This window comes from Pseudomonas sp. GW-45 (assembly GCF_056896675.1).
On the sequence record NZ_CM167674.1, the window covers coordinates 3,479,184 to 3,496,407 of the forward strand.

Here is a 17,224-nt window from a genome sequence, read left to right on the forward strand (position 1 = left end):
ACTCAAGCCTTAAGCAGCTCGGCGTAGCCTTCGCGAAAGCTGGGGTACTCTGGCTGCCAACCCGTTTCACGGGCCAACTCGTTGCTGCAGCGCTTGCTGCCGCTGCGAGTTGAGCCCGGTGCATCAGCCTGCAGGCTAGTGCCCAACTGCTCAGCCAACCAACTGGTGACCTCAAACAGGCTCGCTGGATCGTCGTCCACTCCTAGATAACAGGGCGCCAACAACGCTTTGCGGTCAGCCAAACCGAGCAAATGCGCAAGCAAGCCGGCGGCATCGTCACGATGGATACGGTTGGTGTACTGCGGCGGTTCCGCCGGCACGTGCAGCCCATTGCGTACCTGCTCAATCAGCCGATTACGACCCGGCCCGTAAATACCGGCTAAGCGCACCACACTGGCGGGCACGCCGCTGCGTAGCGCTACATCTTCAGCCGCCAGCAGTTTCTCGCCGGTGGGTGAATCGGCCAAAGCGCGGCTGTTCTCAGTGACCCACTCGCCCTCTGTTTGCGCGTAAACGCCAGTGCTCGACACCTGCAACAGATAGCTAAGTCGCTGGCCGCTATCCTTTATCCAGCCCAGCACGTGTTCCAGTCCATCGACGTAGAGTCGTTGATACAACTCAGGGTCGCGCTTGCCCGCAGCCGGGCAGTAAACCAGATAATCAACTTTGGCCGGCCAATCAGCCGGCTTGTCTGCTCCGGTTAGATCAGCGGCAATCGGCAATATGCCCTCAGGCAGCTGCGCCGGATCACGCCGCAAACCATACACCTGCCAACCTTGGGCCAACAGTTTCAGTCCCAGCGCTGTACCCACGTCGCCGCAGCCGGCAATGACCACCTGTTTCATATCCACCTCATTGATTAGTTCAAGTGCCACACTCTACCAGCCCCAGCTGCGTAGATTCGCTTACATAAGGCGCAGCCTGATTGTTTTACTCTATCGATCAAACGGCTATGCTAGAGCCCCACCCTTCCCAGTTGCCAGCGCAGGCTACGACGTCATGACCCTGACCGAATTACGCTACATAGTGACCCTTGCTCAAGAACAGCACTTTGGCCACGCAGCCGAGCGCTGCCATGTGTCGCAGCCGACCCTCAGCGTCGGCGTTAAAAAGCTCGAAGACGAGCTTGGCATCATGATTTTCGAGCGCAGCAAAAGTGCGGTGCGGGTCACCCCCATCGGTGAGCGCATAGTCGCGCAAGCGCAGAAGGTGCTGGAAGAAGCCTTAACCATCCGCGAACTGGCGAGCGCCGGTAAAAACCAGCTGGCCGCACCGCTCAAAGTCGGCGCCATCTACACCATCGGGCCTTATCTGTTTCCGCATCTGGTGCCACAACTGCACAAGGTTGCACCGGAAATGCCGCTGTATATCGAAGAGAACCTCACCCACGTGCTGCGTGACAAGCTGCGCAATGGTGAGCTGGACGCCATCATCATCGCGCTGCCGTTCCAAGAGCCGGACGTGTTGACCATGCCGCTTTACGACGAGCCTTTTAGTTTGCTAATCCCCGCCAGCCACCCCTGGGCAGAACGCACCAGCGTGAGCCTGGACGAACTGGACGACAACAAGCTCTTGCTGCTTGGGGAGGGACACTGCTTTCGCGACCAGGTATTGGAAGCCTGCCCCACTGTGCGCAAGGGTGAAGAACAACACAAGCACACCACGGTCGAGTCCAGCTCGCTGGAGACCATCCGCCACATGGTCGCCTCGGGCATCGGCATGACCGTGTTGCCGATGTCCGCGGCGGATGACCGCTATTACAGTTCCGATCTACTGGTCACCAAAACCTTTGTTGCTCCAGCGCCTTACCGCACGGTGGCCATCGCCTGGCGCGCCAGCTTCCCGCGCCCCAAAGCCGTCGAGATGCTTAGCGACTCGATCCGTCTTTGCTCGGTGGGCCAGCCCGCCAAGTGAGTAGCGTCGCAGAACACACTCCGCTGACGGTACTCAAAGGTATCGGCCCGGCAGTGGCAGAAAAGCTCGGCAAGCTCGGTCTGAACAGCGTGCAGGATGTGCTTTTTCATCTGCCGCTGCGCTATCAGGACCGCACTCGCGTGACGCCCATAGGCGCCTTGAATCCAGGGCTCGATGCGGTGATCGAAGGTGTAGTAGTCGCCGCCGACGTCGTCATGGGCCGGCGCCGTAGCTTACTTTGCAGAATTCAGGACGGCAGCGGCACCCTGACCTTGCGTTTCTATTACTTCTCTGCAGCGCTCAAAGCCAACCTCAGCCGGGGTAGCCGCTGGCGCTGTTACGGCGAGGTTCGGCCTGGTGCATCGGGGCTGGAGATCTATCACCCGGAAATGCAGAACCTCGACGGCGCAGAGACGTTGCCGGTGAATGAGACCCTTACGCCGATTTACCCCGCGACCGAAGGTCTGTCACAACAACGGCTGCGCAGCCTCAGCGAATCTGCATTGGGCTGGCTCGCCAACGGCAACCACCTGCCCGAATGGTTACCACTGGCCTTGGCCGAGCAATATCAACTGCCCTCACTCCATCAAGCGGTGCAGATTCTGCATCGGCCGCCACCTGATATTGATCTGGAAGCCCTGCAAGACGGCCGTCATTGGGCACAACACCGTCTTGCCTTTGAAGAGTTGATGGCACACCAACTGGCGATGCTTAGGCTGCGGGAGCAAATGCGTGCCCACCGCGCCCCGGTGATGCAGGCCGAAGGCGAGCTGGCCGAGGCCTTCTTACAACAGCTGGGCTTCCCGTTGACTGGCGCTCAAGCTCGGGTAGCAAAAGAAATTTTAACTGATTTGGCGCAGCCCAAAGCCATGCTCCGCCTGATACAGGGAGACGTTGGCTCCGGTAAAACAGTGGTGGCCGCGCTGGCCGCGCTACAAGCATTGGAAGCCGGCTGGCAAGTCGCGCTGATGGCACCGACCGAGATTCTTGCCGAACAGCACTTTAACAACTTCCAACGCTGGTTTTCCGCGCTTGGACTGTCGGTTGCCTGGATCGCAGGCAAACTCAAGGGTAAAGCCCGCGCCAACCAACTGCAGATGATCGCCACCGGCGAGGCGGCCATGGTGGTGGGCACTCACGCACTGTTTCAAAACGAAGTGCAATTTCACAACCTGGGCTTGGCGATCATCGACGAGCAGCACCGCTTTGGCGTGCAACAACGATTGGCTTTGCGCGACAAGGGCGCCGCCGGCGGCTTCTCGCCGCATCAGTTGATCATGACTGCGACACCCATCCCACGTACGCTAGCGATGAGCGCCTACGCCGACCTGGACACATCAATACTCGACGAGCTGCCACCGGGCCGAACGCCCGTGAATACCGTGCTGATCTCCGACAGCCGCCGCCCGGAAGTCATCGAACGAGTGCGCGCCGGTTGCGCCGAAGGCCGCCAAGCGTACTGGGTTTGCACCTTGATTGAGGAGTCCGAACAACTACAGGCGCAAGCCGCCGAGAGCGCCTGGGAAGACTTGTGCAACTGCTTGCCGGAGCTATCTATCGGTTTAATTCACGGGCGTATGAAAGCTGCCGAGAAAGTCGAAATCATGGCCGCATTCAAGGGTGGCGATCTGCATCTACTCGTAGCCACCACCGTGATCGAGGTCGGTGTGGATGTGCCCAACGCCAGCCTTATGGTCATTGAAAACCCTGAGCGCCTAGGGCTGGCACAACTGCATCAGCTACGTGGCCGAGTTGGGCGTGGCAGCGCCGCCAGCCACTGCGTGCTGCTCTATCACGCCCCCCTTTCGGCACTGGGTCGCGAGCGTCTGGGCATCATGCGTGAGAGCAGCGACGGTTTTGTCATTGCCGAGAAAGACCTCGCGCTGCGCGGCCCCGGCGAAGTATTGGGCACGCGGCAGACCGGGCTGGTGCAATTCCGTGTTGCCGATCTGATACGCGATGCCGATCTGCTGCCTGCGGTACAAAACGCAGCACACCAACTGGCCAGCGACTACCCTGCACATGTACAACCGCTGCTCGATCGCTGGATAGCGCAGGGCCAGCATTTTGCCCAGGTCTGAGGCCGGTTATGCTCGAGCAATCAGCGGTCGTGCTAAGATCGGGTTAAAACGATTTAAGCCCTGAGCCCGTCTCAGCCAACGGATCAAGGAAAGCGCTATGAATAATAATGAAGCAGTCCGCGACACCCACGGCACTAGCCTGCCTGACCTGATCGAAAAACTACTGCAACAACAAGGCATTGCCTACCAACTGCGGCCACTTGAGCACGCCGGACCGGTGGCGCAGCAGGTACAAGCAAGCTTGCTCTGCGACAGTATTGGCACCGTGCTTTCACTGATCCCCAAGGATCATCTGCTCGATCTTAAACGGGTCGGCAGCTTGCTTGGCCGCGATCTGCAACCCGTTCGCGACAGTGAACTACAACGCATTTTAAGCAAACATCAGCTCAACGAGCTGCCCGGCTTGCCAATCCTGTTCAACTCCCCCTGCGTATGCGAGCAGAGTTTGCTGGATCACCCCTACGTGAGCCTCGACAGCGGCCTGCATGGTTGGTGTCTGCAACTTTCACAGGCTGACGCTAAGGTGCTGATGGCCAAAGCCAGCATGGCGCGCTTTGCTATCCCGTTAAGCAGCTTGAACAACCCTGCCGCCAGCCCTGAGCAAGATACTCAGGACCTGTCTGAAGCAGTGCAGAACTTCACTGCGCTGCGCATGAAGCAACGCTTGGAAGAAACCATCGAAATCCCACCATTGCCGGAAACCGCACAAAAAATTATGAAGTTGCGGGTCAATCCGGATGCCGGCATCGATGATCTCGCCGACGTTGTGGAAACCGATCCGAGCCTGGCTGCTCAGGTGGTCAGCTGGGCTGCTTCACCCTACTACGCTGCACCCGGCAAAATTCGCTCGGTAGAAGATGCCATTGGCCGTGTGCTGGGCTTTGATTTAGTGATCAACCTGGCCGTTGGATTGGCGCTGGGGAAGACGTTCAAACTACCCAAAGATGCACCTGACCGCAGCACCTCCTATTGGGAGCAGGCAATCTACACCGCGGCAGTGATCGAAGGGCTGGCCAAAGCAATGCCGCGTAACCAGCGTCCTGAGCTGGGGCTCAATTATCTGGCTGGTCTGCTGCACAACTTTGGTTATTTAGTGCTGGCCTACATATTCCCGCCCTACTTCAAAATGATCTGCCGCCATGTGGAGGCCAACCCACATGTCGCACCGCATTTGATTGAACAACACTTGATTGGCGTCACTCGCGATCAGATTGGCAGCTGGCTGATGCGCTATTGGGACATGCCCGACGAAGTCAGTACTGCTTTGCGCCAGCAGCACAATCCGCATTACAAGGGTGATGAGCATGTCTACGCTAATTTGGTTTATCTAACCCTAGCGTTGCTGAGCCGCCATCAAATTGGCTCAGGCCCGACAATGCCGATACCGGACGCACTATTAGCACGCTTGGGCTTGACTGAAGATAAGGCTGAAGAGGTAGTAGGGAAGGTACTGGAAGCGCGCGATGCGTTAAGAGTACTGGTCAACAAGTACCAGACGAGCAACTAGGAATGAGGGAACTGGCTTTACTGTAACGGAGGCCAGTACGGCCTCCGTTACGCAGTACAATCAGTTGACGGCGTCTTTAAGGCTCTTGCCTGGCTTGAAAGACACTGTATTGCTGGCCTTGATCTGAACAGGAGCGCCGGTTTGTGGGTTTTTGCCGGTGCGGGCACCACGGTGACGCTGCAAGAAGGTACCAAAACCAACCAAGGTAACTGAGTCTTGGCGGCTCAGAGCTTGAGTGATTTCATCCAGTACGGCGTTGAGCACTCGGTTTGCCTGGTCCTTGCTCAGGTCAGCCTTGTCGGCAATCGCCGCCGCGAGATCCGGTTTACGCATATAAAGCCTCATATTCTGTTGTTTTTGTTGTTACCGCCACATCCTCGTAGCGGGAGTGATTTAGCCGCTGGACCGCCGGTCCAGCGGCTCTGCCACAGCAAGATCAGCATGGCACGCCTGATTGAATTACGCCAGCCGTCAGAGCGGTGAACGAGGACCTGTGCACCCAATTTCCCGACAAAAGGCCAAAGTGTCCCGTTCAGCTCGGCGTAGCCAGCAGCCAGCCCGGTAGTTCGCGGGTCAACTTGAGCTTTTCTGCGACTTTACTGCCCGTCAGCGCAAAGCCATGCAAGCGCCCTTGATCGTCGTGAAACAACGCCTGCAGATCACTGCCCTCGCCTGTGGTGCTCCAGTGACCCGACTCCGCAGTCAAGGGCGGTGCTACCACCAGCGGACAAGCTGGTGTCTTCACCATCACTGGCATGGCCGGATAGCTCAACTCGTTGGCGGTACCACACAAAGTCTTGGCCAGCGCGCGAGCCGACGTCATCAGCGGCATGACGTACATCAAGTTCAAACCCTGCACCTCGGCGCAATCACCCAACGCATAAATATGCGGCTGACTGGTCGCCAAGCCGCGATCCACCACAATGCCGCGGCCCACCTGCAGCCCGGCCTGCTCGGCCAACGATAAACGCGGCGCCAAACCAATAGCGGAAAGCGCCTGATCTGCAATAACCACGCTGCCGTCATCAAGGCGCAAGCTAACGCCTTCTTGAGCGGCCTCCAGCGACTCGATGGCACACCCCAAGTGGAAGACCGCGCCGAGCGCCTCCAGCTGATTCTGCACCGCAGCAGCAATCGGTTCTGGAATCAATTGCGGCATCAAATAAGGATCAGACGCCACTACCGTGACCTCTAAACCGCCGGCCAGCAAGTCATTGGCAAACTCACAGCCAATCAGACCCGCACCAATGATCACTACTTTGCGCTTGCCCTTTAGCGCCGTGCGGAAGCGCCCATAATCGAGCAGGTCGTTGATCGACAGCAACCGATCACCCAAGTCATCGGCCCAAGGCAGACGGCGCGGCTCAGCCCCCACTGCCAGCACCAATTCGGAATAGGCCTGCTCTTTGTCGCCCAGCTGCAGCATTCGCCGCTGGACGTCGATGCCGGTCACCTGAGTATGGAACAGCACCTCGGCATTGAGTTGCTCGGCCATAGTGGCCGCATCCTGCATGGCCAGTTCGTCAGCCTCTTTGGCTTTAGCGAACCCGGTAGACAACAACGGTTTGGAATAAAAGCGGCCATCGTCGGCGGTAATCAGTAGTAGCTCGCGTTCCGAGTCCAGCTTGCGTACTTCCTTGGCCAGGTTATAACCAGCCAGGCCGGTACCCACAATGACCAGCGGAGCATTGTCACTCACGTCTATATCTCCCTGAACTGCGAATCAGCCAATCTCGATCATTTCGAAGTCTTCCTTGCCCACACCACAGTCTGGGCACATCCAGTCTGCCGGCACATCCTGCCAAGGCGTACCTGCAGCGATGCCGTCATCCGGCCAGCCTTCAGCTTCGTCATAAATAAAACCACACACGATACACTGCCACTTCTTCATTGCTGCTACCCGTATCAATTGAACACGTGTCTTGGAATGTTGCCTGCTCGCGACACTACCGCAATTGCAATGCAAGTCCAAGGCCAGCCCCCTCGCCCAACCCGCAAAGCGCTACGCATCAGCGTATGCCAGAGCGGCGTCACAGCTATTTCATGCTACCCTTCCGGGCACCGTTTAATCTGCCCGCCGGAGATGACTTCTCGCCATGCTACCCGACTGGTTTGCCACCCATTGCCACCCAACACCGCCACCAGCTCCTTTGCTCGACTGGCTCTGCGCGGAGGGCTCGCTGACCCAGCGTTTGACCGAGGCCGGCAACAACGACTTTCATGTGCAGTTACTTGAGCAGAACCAGCAACCAGCCCGTGCAGACGAAGCCCAGGCCCTTGGCGTAAAACCCGGCGATCCAATCTGGGCACGCCAGGTGTTGCTGCACACTGATGGTGCACCGCGTGTTTTTGCCCGTTCGGTAGCGCCGCTCAGCGCACTTGGCAGCGCCGCCGTTGAGCTGAACAAACTGGGTACCACCAGCCTCGGCCATCTGCTGTTTGGTAACCCACAGATTTGCCGCGGACCGCTTGAAATCAGTCAATATCCAGCTGACTGGCTACCGGCCGACTGGCGTGCCGACTATTTATGGGCACGCCGTTCACACTTTTCCGATGGCGAGTTGCAGCTGCTGGTCTGTGAAGTATTCTTGCAGGGTTGGCCCAAGGCCGGCACCTGACCCTTTTGTCTGGAGTGATACATTGCTAGGTCTGCTGATCAAACCACTGGGGCGCCTGCACCCAAAAGCTAACGACTACATCCAACTGATGCGGCTAGACCGCCCGATTGGCACTTATCTGCTGCTATGGCCCACCCTCTGGGCCCTGTGGCTGGCAGCCGACGGCGTGCCAAGCACTGCCAATCTAGTGATTTTCATTCTCGGCGTGATTCTCATGCGCGCGGCTGGATGCGTGATCAACGACTACGCCGATCGCGACCTCGACGGCCATGTTAGCCGCACAAAACAGCGGCCATTGGCAACGGGGCGCATCAGCGCCAAACAGGCCCTCATTCTTTTTGCAGTACTGGTCACGCTCAGCGCCGTGCTGGTGTTATTCACCAACCAGCTAACCATCATGCTGTCATTCGGCGGCGTGGCATTAGCGGCCCTCTATCCGTTTTGCAAACGCTTCACCTTCTACCCACAGGTGGTGCTCGGCGCGGCGTTTTCCTGGGCGATTCCCATGGCCTTCGCCGCAGAAGCCGGCAGCCTGCCACCCGCCCTCTGGCTACTTTTTCTAGCGAATCTACTGTGGACCGTGGCCTACGACACCGAATACGCGATGTGCGACCGCGAAGACGATCTGCGCATCGGCATCAAATCCACCGCCATTTTATTTGGCGAGGCGGATCGCGCCATCATCGGCATGTTGCAAGGATTAACGTTAGTTTGCTTGGTCCTGGTCGGCTCTCGCTTTGAACTGGGGCTTTATTACTATCTTGGCCTACTGGGTATGGTTGTTGGCTTCGCCTGGCAGCACTGGTTAATTCGTGAGCGCGACGCACAGGCATGCCTAAACGCTTTCCTGGCCAACCACTGGGCCGGAATGCTGGTGTTTATCGGCTTGGCTCTCGACTACTGGCTGGGCTGAGCTAAATAGCCAAACTGCAAACTTTCATTGACTCGTCTCGCGCCAGTCACATAAATGAAATAAAAATGTTATCTAATCGGCGCATGTCAGAAATCTGCAACGAGACGGTAAACCATGTCAGGCAAAACCATTCTAATCGTCGATGACGAAGCCCCAATCCGCGAAATGATCGCGGTCGCACTGGAAATGGCAGGCTACGACTGCATCGAGGCTGAGAACACCCAGCAAGCCCACGCCAGCATAATCGACGCAAAACCAGATCTGATCTTGCTCGACTGGATGTTGCCAGGCACCACGGGCATTGAATTGGCCCGCCGTCTCAAGCGTGATGAGCTGACCCTGGATATCCCGATCATCATGCTCACCGCCAAAGGTGAAGAGGACAACAAAATCCAAGGCCTGGAAGTTGGCGCGGATGATTACATCACCAAGCCCTTTTCGCCCCGTGAACTGGTCGCACGCCTCAAGGCCGTACTGCGCCGCGCCGGACCAGTAGACAGCGAATCGCCCATCGAGGTTTCGGGGCTACATCTGGACCCGGTCAGCCATCGGGTTACCATCGATGAAAGCCCCGCCGAGATGGGCCCCACCGAGTATCGCTTGCTGCAATTTTTCATGACCCATCAAGAACGCGCCTATACTCGCGGCCAGTTGCTCGATCAGGTGTGGGGCGGCAACGTGTACGTGGAAGAACGTACCGTTGACGTGCACATCCGGCGCCTGCGCAAGGCGCTTGGCAGCAACTATGATCATCTGGTACAAACCGTGCGCGGTACCGGTTATCGATTCTCAACCAAGGCTTGAAAACGCATCTCAACTCAGCTGCAGCGGAGTGCAGATGTTATTGAGTTGGCGAAGGAGCCTCTGTGGGTAAAAATAGTTTCAGCCGCGTCTTAAGCCAGCTTCTACTGCTGGTGCTGGTATGCTTGCTGGTCGGCTGGGTAATTAAGCAGCCCGCCTGGACGTTGGTGCTAGGCCTGGGCTTTTACTTAACCTGGACACTGCGCCAGATGTCACGTTTCTACGCTTGGCTGAGTACCCACCCTAACGAACCACCCCCGGAAGCCAAAGGCGTCTGGGGCGAAATATTCGACAGCATCTACCATCTGCAGCGCCGCGACGGGCGCATGCGTGCGCGCCTCCAAGCAGTGATCGACCGCATCCAGTCTTCTACCTCGGCGCTGCGCGATGCGGTGGTAATGATCGACAAGGAAGGTCACCTGGAATGGTGGAACCACTCCGCCGAACGACTACTTGGCCTACGTACGCCGGACGACAGCGGCCAGCACGTCAACAACCTGATCCGCGACCCGCGCTTCATTGAGTACTTCGAGTCTGGCGACTTCCGCGAAACGCTGGAAATTCACTCGCCGATAGACCTCAATACCCAGCTGCAATACGCCGTAACCCGCTATGGTCTTGGGGAGCGTTTGATGGTCGTACGTGACGTTACCCGGCTGCATAACTTAGAACAGATGCGCAAGGATTTTGTGGCTAACGTCTCGCATGAGCTGCGAACGCCGCTGACCGTAGTGGTTGGCTACGTGGAAACATTGCTCGATAGCGAAGAGCAAATGAACCCGCGCTGGAAGCGCCCACTGCAGCAGATGCAACAGCAATCCAACCGCATGCAGAGCCTGCTGAATGACTTGTTACTGCTGGCCCGTCTGGAAACCTCGGACCATACCAGCGAAGACGAGAGTATCGATGTGACCCCCATGCTCGAAAGCATCCGCAAGGATGCTCAGGCCCTATCGGGAGAAAAAGGTCATCAGGTCAGCTTGAAAATTGAGGGCAATACGCACTTGCATGGCGTGGAAGGTGAGCTGCGCAGCGCCTTCTCCAACTTGGCATTTAACGCGGTGAAATATACGCCCGAACAAGGTGAGGTCAGTTTGCACTGGTGGAGTGACGAGGCCGGGCAACATCTATCGGTACGCGATAACGGCGTGGGCATTGCACCCCAACATATCAACCGATTAACCGAACGCTTCTATCGCGTGGACTCCAGCCGCAGTACCAATACGGGCGGCACCGGGCTGGGTTTGGCCATCGTCAAGCACGTGCTGCTGCGCCATCAGGGCCGACTAGAAATTCTCAGCAAAGAAAGTGAAGGCAGCTGTTTTATCTGCCACTTTCCGCCGCGCCGCCGAAGCTGAGTTTCAGGCGCTTGGGCTGTAATGCTGCTGCGCCGTACCCGAAGCAATCAAACGTGATAAATAATCGAGCTTTTCCGGATCTTGATCGACAAACTTCAGCGTCACCTTGATCCACTCAGAGTCCACCTTGGGCTCCAGCGCTGCAACCGCGTGCACATACGCATTAATGCGCGCAATCGACTGATCGCTATCCTGCTCCATGTCCAGCACACCGCTTTCAAACACCTGTGGCACGCGTTCACCACGGCGCACTACCACCAAGGCGTCACGCAGACTTAAGGTCTTGATTACACAAGCGAACTGCTGGCCAGCCAGCCGCAGCTGCGCTTGCCCGCGAACCGCTTGAGCGGCGGCGGGTGGCGCGGCCGCTTTGCTCTCGCCGCCGAAATTGGCATCACGCACAACGGGCTCCGATCGCACCGCCGCTGGGGGAGATTCAACTTTCCGACCACCGGTCAAATTAGCCACCGAGCTTTGCGCAATCCCGGTGCTCGGACGCGGCGCCTGCAAGCCCTGTAATAAGCCCAGCTTGCCGGCTCGTTGCAGCGCCTTTTTAACTTTGGCGATCAGCTGCTCGCTGGTGAAAGGCTTACCCACGTAGTCACTAACACCGGCCTGAATCGCTTCGACTACGTTTTCCTTATCGCCACGGCTGGTGACCATCACAAAAGGCACGCCGGCCTTGTCGGGTTGCCCACGGAACCACTGCAGTAGCTCAAGGCCGCTCATTTCCGGCATTTCCCAGTCGCACAGAATCAAATCAAAGCTGGCGCGCGAGAGAACCTGCTGTGCCTTGCGACCATTGATTGCCTCCTCGATTTGCAAGCCGGGAAAATGGCTGCGTAGAGCCTTCTTCACCAAATCACGAATGAAGGGCGCGTCATCAACAATCAGGACCGACACTTTTGCCATGGTTTCTTGGTTCCTCTGGGAATGCCCCTAGCTTAGCGCAGAGCGCTCATGAAAACCCCAATAGCTTTACAGCAAAGGGCCACCATTGACAGTTTTTTGCGCTGTACTATGTTGATCAACGTGCTGTAATTTTTCTTTTGATCGTCGGATGCCCTTGCGGCGTCGCAGTCGTCGATTCCCGACACGGAGGTGTGGGTTTTGACGCAGTTCATCAACTCGACGGAAGGTCGAGCTTTTCGTTTATGCGCCCAGTGCAGCCAGCCATCCCCCGTGCTGCCAGTACAGCCACTAATTGACCACAGCCGAACCCAGGCTGAGCGCCGTCACGCGACCACTGCGGTACTGCCTGCCTCTGGCCAAGCTTGCTCGACCCGACTGCACGCCCAGTTACTGCAAACCCCACGCATAGCGCCGAAGTCGGATTCCCGGTTGATCCGCCGTCGGCGCGCGCGCGACTGACCCAGGAGAACCTACCATGGACGCAGTCCTCCAGCCGCCTGTTGCTACCGGCCAACGCGTTGTAATTGAATCCGTCGGCTCAGCGCGGCCCGGATTAGCCGGCCTGTTGGCCCGGCAACTGGGATTACCTGCCAGCCGCGTGGCCAATGCGTTATACCGCGCGCCCTCAGTGCTACTTGAAGATTTGCCACCAGCGCAGGCACAGGGCTTGGCCAACATCCTTCAGCAGGCTGGACTGCATGTTCGCGTCGAGGCATCCCACCTGCCCAGCCCGCAGACCGACACGCTATTAGATATCGCCCTTTATGTACGCGACATCAGCCAATTACCCGCCTGCTGCCAGCGCCTCAGCCAATTTTTAGGGTGCCGCCCCGAGGCCGCATTGAACATGCTGATGACCGCGCCCGGCGTCGTACTGGGTGATGTTAGCGAAGCCACCGCAGCTGCTCTGAGTGCGTTGTTAACCGATCTCGACGTCGAGCTGCTTTGCTCCACCCGCGCGCTTGCCCGCTACCAATTACTGATCAATCGTGCACCCGGCCCCAGTCTCGATAGTCTGCTGCATGACCTGCGCCTGCAGGGCATTCGCTATGACACAGACAGCTGCGAGGTGCTGGAAACCCTGGATACCAAACAAGCTTTGTATCTGTGGCGGCGCCACCAAGCCGCCGGCGGTATTCGCCTACTCGATCTGACCTTCATGCGCTACGACCTGAGCCTGACCAATGTCAGTGCCGACAGCGACACCCGCCAGCTGCCGATGCTCGCCGGTCTGCCGCCGGAGCTGATCGACTGTGTGCTCGACAATCTTCCGGTGGTGGTCGAAGAGGGTGTCGCCACGCAGGCTCTCGCCAGCCGTCTGGACGCTTGGCGCGCTGCTGGCATGCCCGTAGAGGTCACGCCTGTGACGCTGCGCCAATCGCGCCTGCTGCTGCCCAAAGCCGGCAATGCCGCCGGAGCTATTGGCCTGCTGCAACAGGCTGGGTTGGTCGACAGTGACCAAACCCAGCTGGCCTTACCCTGGCACTCCCCGCTGATTTACGGCGAACTCATGCCGCGCTGGTTGCAGGACGCACTTGAGCAACTCGGCATTCAGCACGGTTGGGAGGAAATTGACCATGGCGGCCACTGAAAACACTTTGCGGCTGCATTTGGGCATCGCCGAGCAAGGCAAAATTCTGGCACTCAAGGGTAAACATCAAGATGCCCTTGAGCATTATCGCGAGGCTCTGCGGCTGGCCGTTAGCAGCAAAGCGCCCGAGGTATTTTTCCGCCACTACACCCAGTGTGTGATGGAAAGCCTCGAGCTCAGCGGTGAGCTGGATAGCGTACTGCGCTACTGCGAAGAAGCCGAGCAGCACTATCAGCGTCTTGCTTCGCCCTTGCCGCTGGTCAGCCGCGACCGCGCCGACAACCTGCAACGTCGCGGCTGCATTTTGCTGCGACAGGGCCATGTGGAGCAGGCCATGACCAGTTTTGAACTGGCGTTGCAGTTGGCCCAAAAGAATGCGCTGCCGCTGGCACGCGAACTGACCGGCTGGAGTAAACGTGGGTTGACCGTAGGCAGTCGGCAGCTCAACGAAGCACAGCAGCGACATCAGTACTTCATCGTGCGCAAGGCACTGGTTGACCCTGCGCGCGCCATCCCACTGCCACCCGAGCGCCTGCAACGTGCCCGCGCGGCAACCCCGTTCTAGCAGGAGCCCGGCATGAGTGATTACAACGGTTTGCGTCCCGGCGAAATACTGGCTGATGCCAGTGTCGCCGATTTCATCTCCAGCCTTGGTCTGGGCATCGCCCGCGCCCAGCAAGCGCTGGATACCAATTCTATTGAACAGCTGGATAGCTTCATTCAGCCGATCCCCGGCCTGGGCGGTAAAACCTTGATAGAAATGGGCTTCAGTCCGGCCTTTTATCACTATCAACACGCCGATATCAGCTGCTCAATGAACCTGCATTTGCGGGTAGAGGAATCTACCGGAGTGGATTTTGGTATCAACGGCGCCTACAACAGCGCCGACACCAGCAACAACGACGGCGAAAGCAGTTCGTCCAGCAGCAGTAGCGGCAGTCGCGCAGAAACGCGTAACCGCCAAGCCAGTCTGGAAGTGACCTCACGCTCAGCTGGCGAGGTGCGCATCAACGACAGTCGTGTGGCGCTTAGCGGCGCCGATCTGGAAAGCCGCCTGGGCAGCTTGGTCAATGGGCTAGCGGGCAATACAGAGATTAGCGCTATTGCTTTAGAGCGCACTGAAACACCGATCAACCCGACCTCCAACGCCAGCCCACAACAGGTGGTCGTCTCACCCAATGCGGTGGCCTTCCGCGCTTTTGGTTACGCCGGCGGCGTGATCCGCATTGCCAGCAACAGCGACACCACCTTTGTCGCCAACCCGGATACTAGCCTCCCGGTCAGCCGATCCAACAGCGTGGGTAACTATGCCCGCAAGGTAAAAACCGCCTTTGAGGATGCGGGATACACGGTAACTCACTGGGCGCCGGGCGAAGCCATCCACGAAGTACTGTTCGATATCGACAGCAACCTCATCCGCCCCGATCAACGCGACGGCCTGCAGGAAACCGCACAGATACTCGCCCGTGCCGGGCTGCCCTTACGGCTGGTCGGCCATGCCGATGCACCCGCCAGCCCGGAATACAATCTGGGCCTGTCGCAGCGCAGAGCCGATGAGGTAAAACGGCAACTGATTGCCAATGGCGTTGACCCTACAAAGATCACCAACGCGGACGGTGAAGGTGAGGCAGCCGCCAATCCCGATGGAGCTGAAGGCGTCCCGCACGACCCCGCCCACCGCCGCGTGCAAATTCTGTTGGATGTCGACCTGTTGTTGATCGAGGGCGCTGATGGGCAAGTCATTAGCGGCGTAACGCCAGACAGGCGCGATAACTCCGAACCCAGCAGCAACGGCTGGATTCAGACCTTTGACGCCAACGACATGAGTGGCCTGAACGGTAAGCAGGTCACCGCTGAGGGGCGCAGCTGGGGGTTATCCGGCGCAGCTGCGGACGGTCATGCCGCCAACAGCCCACAAGCCTTTGCCAAAAACCTCGCCGACAGCATCAACGCCGACAGCGATAGTCAGATCAGCGCCTCCGCCGGCGGCTCAGTTTGCCATCTGGCGCGTAAAAGTGATCCGGTACGGCTACACCTGATCAGCACCTCAAGCCGTGATCTACGCATCACCAGCAGCGAAAGCATCACCATCAATGAGCAGTTCGCCAACAGCAGTAGCGAGCGCGAAACCACCCGGCGAACGGGCAACAACACTGTCGCGTTTGGCGCCACGCTGGACGTGCGCCATGCCCGCCAGTTTGAGCTCGATGTCACCGGCAACTCGACCATCTCCGCGCGACTGGTTTCCATCCCCGCACCGCCAGAATTTCTCGACACCATCCGCACCTACCTGAGGGACTAGGCCATGAGCGAAACCGTCAGTGTTACCCGCTCACTGGTCAGCGCGCCGCTGCCCCAAATCATTGAGCGGCTTGGCGTAGCGATAGCCCAGGCGCAATCGGCGCTGGATGCCAACTCGGTGCAGGTCGCCAAAGCCATGGCGGAAACGCCAGTGGAACTCGGCGGCGAGACCTACAACCTGCTGACTCTGGGCTTTACCCCCAGCTTCTACGCCTTCACCGAAGCCACCGTAGAGGCAAAGCTGTCATTCAGCATGACTGAAACAACGGAAACCTCGGTCTCGGCCGGAGTCACCGCCAAGGTCAACTACGGCGTCGTTATGGTGGCCGCCAGTGTTGACGTGTCCTACGCCCGAAAATTCTCGGTTTCCGCCGAAGGGTCAAGCTCGATAGCTGCACGTCTGGTATCGCTGCCCGCCCCCGAAGCCCTCAACGAAGTCCTGCGGCGCCTCTACGACGAGGGTCTGCCCGGAGCAAATAGCTGATTGGCGACAGCCTAAAAAAGGAGCATCACAATGAGTATTGGTCAGGAACTGTTGAACGTCCCCATGGGGGATATGATCCGGCAGATGGCGTTCGCCATCGCTGAGGCCCAGGTCAAACTGGACGAAAGCTCGATTGAAGTCGCGGAAATGATGGGCGGCCTACGCACCGTTTACGACGACGATGGCAACATCACCTTCGATGACAGTCGCATTTTCTTCGGCCATGAGTACATGAGCCCGGCTGAGGCCGATAGCTTGGCTGCGACCGATAAGGGTTATACCGACATCGTTACCGCCGCCAAGAAATTCCAGACCGAAGAAGGCCAGATTCGTGTACCTACTCGGCTGTCCATGCTGGAACTAGGCTTTACCCCGGTGTTTTACAACTTCGTCGATACCATCATTGAGGTAAAAATCGCCATCAAGATCACCCGCACCTCAGAGTACGGGCGTACCAGCAGCAACAAGACCACCAAGAATAAGAGCAACAAAAAAGCCAGCGGCCTATTTGGCAAGATATTTGGCGGCAAAGACAGCAACGCCTCTACCGTTTCAACCAGTCAGGTTGATGCCAGCTACTCATCGAAATATTCGTATTCCGCAGAGGGCTCCAGCCTGTTACGCACCAAGCTGGCGCCCGTGCCACCACCACCGATCCTCGAAGAGCGTATTCGCAGCATGATGGAAGCTGCCGAAGCTCGCCGCCAACCCGCCGAGCCGGTTGACGAATAACCGCGCGACTAG

The 17,224-nt window shown here is 58.2% G+C and carries 17 protein-coding genes; 12 read left to right on the plus strand and 5 right to left on the minus strand.

All coding sequences use genetic code 11. The features are described 5' to 3' along the window. Positions 1 to 2 precede the first annotated feature (2 nt). Positions 3 to 845, minus strand: coding sequence for an NAD-dependent epimerase/dehydratase family protein (locus tag AC1XYH_RS16415; protein ID WP_483326405.1), 843 nt, complete (start codon positions 843 to 845; stop codon positions 3 to 5). Between the two features lie 154 nt (positions 846 to 999). Here AC1XYH_RS16415 and AC1XYH_RS16420 point away from each other — a divergent pair, with 154 nt between their 5' ends. From AC1XYH_RS16420 to AC1XYH_RS16430, 3 genes are all read left to right on the plus strand, one after another. After that, entirely contained in the window at positions 1,000 to 1,914 is a 915-nt protein-coding gene (locus AC1XYH_RS16420) for a LysR substrate-binding domain-containing protein (RefSeq protein ID WP_483324188.1), read from the plus strand. Beyond that, complete coding sequence (recG, locus tag AC1XYH_RS16425; protein ID WP_483324189.1) at positions 1,911 to 3,995, plus strand: ATP-dependent DNA helicase RecG; 2,085 nt, start codon at positions 1,911 to 1,913, stop codon at positions 3,993 to 3,995. Before AC1XYH_RS16420 ends, recG begins: the two co-directional genes overlap by 4 nt. Before the next feature lie 97 nt (positions 3,996 to 4,092). Further along, complete coding sequence (locus AC1XYH_RS16430) at positions 4,093 to 5,502, plus strand: HDOD domain-containing protein (protein ID WP_483324190.1); 1,410 nt, start codon at positions 4,093 to 4,095, stop codon at positions 5,500 to 5,502. A gap of 60 nt (positions 5,503 to 5,562) precedes the next feature. Here AC1XYH_RS16430 and AC1XYH_RS16435 read toward each other — a convergent pair whose 3' ends face one another. From AC1XYH_RS16435 to AC1XYH_RS16445, 3 genes are all read right to left on the minus strand, one after another. Continuing rightward, positions 5,563 to 5,835: an HU family DNA-binding protein gene (locus tag AC1XYH_RS16435; protein WP_092287169.1), complete on the minus strand. Its 273-nt coding sequence runs from the start codon at positions 5,833 to 5,835 to the stop codon at positions 5,563 to 5,565. A 199-nt stretch (positions 5,836 to 6,034) separates the two neighbouring features. After that, on the minus strand, positions 6,035 to 7,201 hold the full coding sequence (locus AC1XYH_RS16440) for an NAD(P)/FAD-dependent oxidoreductase (RefSeq protein WP_483324191.1): 1,167 nt from the start codon (positions 7,199 to 7,201) through the stop codon (positions 6,035 to 6,037). Positions 7,202 to 7,225: 24 nt separating this feature from the next. Beyond that, positions 7,226 to 7,393 carry a rubredoxin gene (locus tag AC1XYH_RS16445; RefSeq protein WP_483324192.1) on the minus strand — a complete coding sequence of 56 codons (168 nt, stop codon included), beginning with the start codon at positions 7,391 to 7,393 and terminating at the stop codon, positions 7,226 to 7,228. Positions 7,394 to 7,598: 205 nt separating this feature from the next. Between AC1XYH_RS16445 and AC1XYH_RS16450 the strand changes: the two genes are divergently transcribed. The 4 genes from AC1XYH_RS16450 to phoR all read left to right on the plus strand — a co-directional run bounded on the left by AC1XYH_RS16450 (position 7,599) and on the right by phoR (position 11,192). Further along, complete coding sequence (locus AC1XYH_RS16450; RefSeq protein ID WP_483324193.1) at positions 7,599 to 8,120, plus strand: chorismate--pyruvate lyase family protein; 522 nt, start codon at positions 7,599 to 7,601, stop codon at positions 8,118 to 8,120. Positions 8,121 to 8,142: 22 nt separating this feature from the next. After that, a complete protein-coding gene (gene ubiA / locus AC1XYH_RS16455; RefSeq protein WP_483324194.1) occupies positions 8,143 to 9,033 on the plus strand; it encodes a 4-hydroxybenzoate octaprenyltransferase in 891 nt (296 codons plus the stop codon). Between the two features lie 114 nt (positions 9,034 to 9,147). Next, positions 9,148 to 9,837: a phosphate regulon transcriptional regulator PhoB gene (phoB, locus tag AC1XYH_RS16460; RefSeq protein ID WP_483324195.1), complete on the plus strand. Its 690-nt coding sequence runs from the start codon at positions 9,148 to 9,150 to the stop codon at positions 9,835 to 9,837. Between the two features lie 62 nt (positions 9,838 to 9,899). After that, complete coding sequence (phoR, locus tag AC1XYH_RS16465; protein WP_483324196.1) at positions 9,900 to 11,192, plus strand: phosphate regulon sensor histidine kinase PhoR; 1,293 nt, start codon at positions 9,900 to 9,902, stop codon at positions 11,190 to 11,192. 3 nt (positions 11,193 to 11,195) lie between these two features. Here the strand turns inward: phoR and AC1XYH_RS16470 are convergent, their stop codons facing one another. Then, complete coding sequence (locus AC1XYH_RS16470; protein WP_483324197.1) at positions 11,196 to 12,104, minus strand: response regulator; 909 nt, start codon at positions 12,102 to 12,104, stop codon at positions 11,196 to 11,198. Between the two features lie 475 nt (positions 12,105 to 12,579). Between AC1XYH_RS16470 and AC1XYH_RS16475 the strand changes: the two genes are divergently transcribed. Genes AC1XYH_RS16475 through AC1XYH_RS16495 form a run of 5 tightly spaced genes read left to right on the plus strand, consistent with a single transcriptional unit; the run spans position 12,580 to position 17,212 of the window. After that, positions 12,580 to 13,695: a hypothetical protein gene (locus tag AC1XYH_RS16475; RefSeq protein WP_483324198.1), complete on the plus strand. Its 1,116-nt coding sequence runs from the start codon at positions 12,580 to 12,582 to the stop codon at positions 13,693 to 13,695. Further along, positions 13,682 to 14,260, plus strand: coding sequence for a hypothetical protein (locus tag AC1XYH_RS16480; RefSeq protein ID WP_483324199.1), 579 nt, complete (start codon positions 13,682 to 13,684; stop codon positions 14,258 to 14,260). The genes AC1XYH_RS16475 and AC1XYH_RS16480 overlap by 14 nt, the downstream gene beginning before the upstream one ends. Positions 14,261 to 14,272: 12 nt before the next feature. Then, on the plus strand, positions 14,273 to 15,997 hold the full coding sequence (locus tag AC1XYH_RS16485; RefSeq protein WP_483324200.1) for an OmpA family protein: 1,725 nt from the start codon (positions 14,273 to 14,275) through the stop codon (positions 15,995 to 15,997). Between the two features lie 3 nt (positions 15,998 to 16,000). After that, positions 16,001 to 16,480, plus strand: a complete 480-nt coding sequence (locus tag AC1XYH_RS16490) for a hypothetical protein (protein ID WP_483324201.1) — start codon at positions 16,001 to 16,003, stop codon at positions 16,478 to 16,480. Between the two features lie 30 nt (positions 16,481 to 16,510). Continuing rightward, positions 16,511 to 17,212 (plus strand): hypothetical protein, encoded by a 702-nt coding sequence (locus AC1XYH_RS16495; RefSeq protein WP_483324202.1) that lies wholly within the window; start codon positions 16,511 to 16,513, stop codon positions 17,210 to 17,212. Positions 17,213 to 17,224: the final 12 nt, after the last annotated feature.

Excerpts from the sequence above, each read along its gene's own strand:
- AC1XYH_RS16445 (WP_483324192.1), bottom strand. The coding sequence starts at position 7,393 with ATGAAGAAGTGGCAGTGTATCGTGTGTGGTTTTATTTATGACGAAGCT.
- phoB (WP_483324195.1), top strand. The coding sequence starts at position 9,148 with ATGTCAGGCAAAACCATTCTAATCGTCGATGACGAAGCCCCAATCCGC.
- AC1XYH_RS16475 (WP_483324198.1), top strand. The coding sequence starts at position 12,580 with ATGGACGCAGTCCTCCAGCCGCCTGTTGCTACCGGCCAACGCGTTGTA.
- AC1XYH_RS16480 (WP_483324199.1), top strand. The coding sequence starts at position 13,682 with ATGGCGGCCACTGAAAACACTTTGCGGCTGCATTTGGGCATCGCCGAG.
- AC1XYH_RS16435 (WP_092287169.1), bottom strand. The coding sequence starts at position 5,835 with ATGCGTAAACCGGATCTCGCGGCGGCGATTGCCGACAAGGCTGACCTG.
- AC1XYH_RS16490 (WP_483324201.1), top strand. The coding sequence starts at position 16,001 with ATGAGCGAAACCGTCAGTGTTACCCGCTCACTGGTCAGCGCGCCGCTG.
- AC1XYH_RS16495 (WP_483324202.1), top strand. The coding sequence starts at position 16,511 with ATGAGTATTGGTCAGGAACTGTTGAACGTCCCCATGGGGGATATGATC.
- AC1XYH_RS16415 (WP_483326405.1), bottom strand. The coding sequence starts at position 845 with ATGAAACAGGTGGTCATTGCCGGCTGCGGCGACGTGGGTACAGCGCTG.
- AC1XYH_RS16430 (WP_483324190.1), top strand. The coding sequence starts at position 4,093 with ATGAATAATAATGAAGCAGTCCGCGACACCCACGGCACTAGCCTGCCT.
- AC1XYH_RS16485 (WP_483324200.1), top strand. The coding sequence starts at position 14,273 with ATGAGTGATTACAACGGTTTGCGTCCCGGCGAAATACTGGCTGATGCC.
- AC1XYH_RS16450 (WP_483324193.1), top strand. The coding sequence starts at position 7,599 with ATGCTACCCGACTGGTTTGCCACCCATTGCCACCCAACACCGCCACCA.
- AC1XYH_RS16420 (WP_483324188.1), top strand. The coding sequence starts at position 1,000 with ATGACCCTGACCGAATTACGCTACATAGTGACCCTTGCTCAAGAACAG.
- AC1XYH_RS16470 (WP_483324197.1), bottom strand. The coding sequence starts at position 12,104 with ATGGCAAAAGTGTCGGTCCTGATTGTTGATGACGCGCCCTTCATTCGT.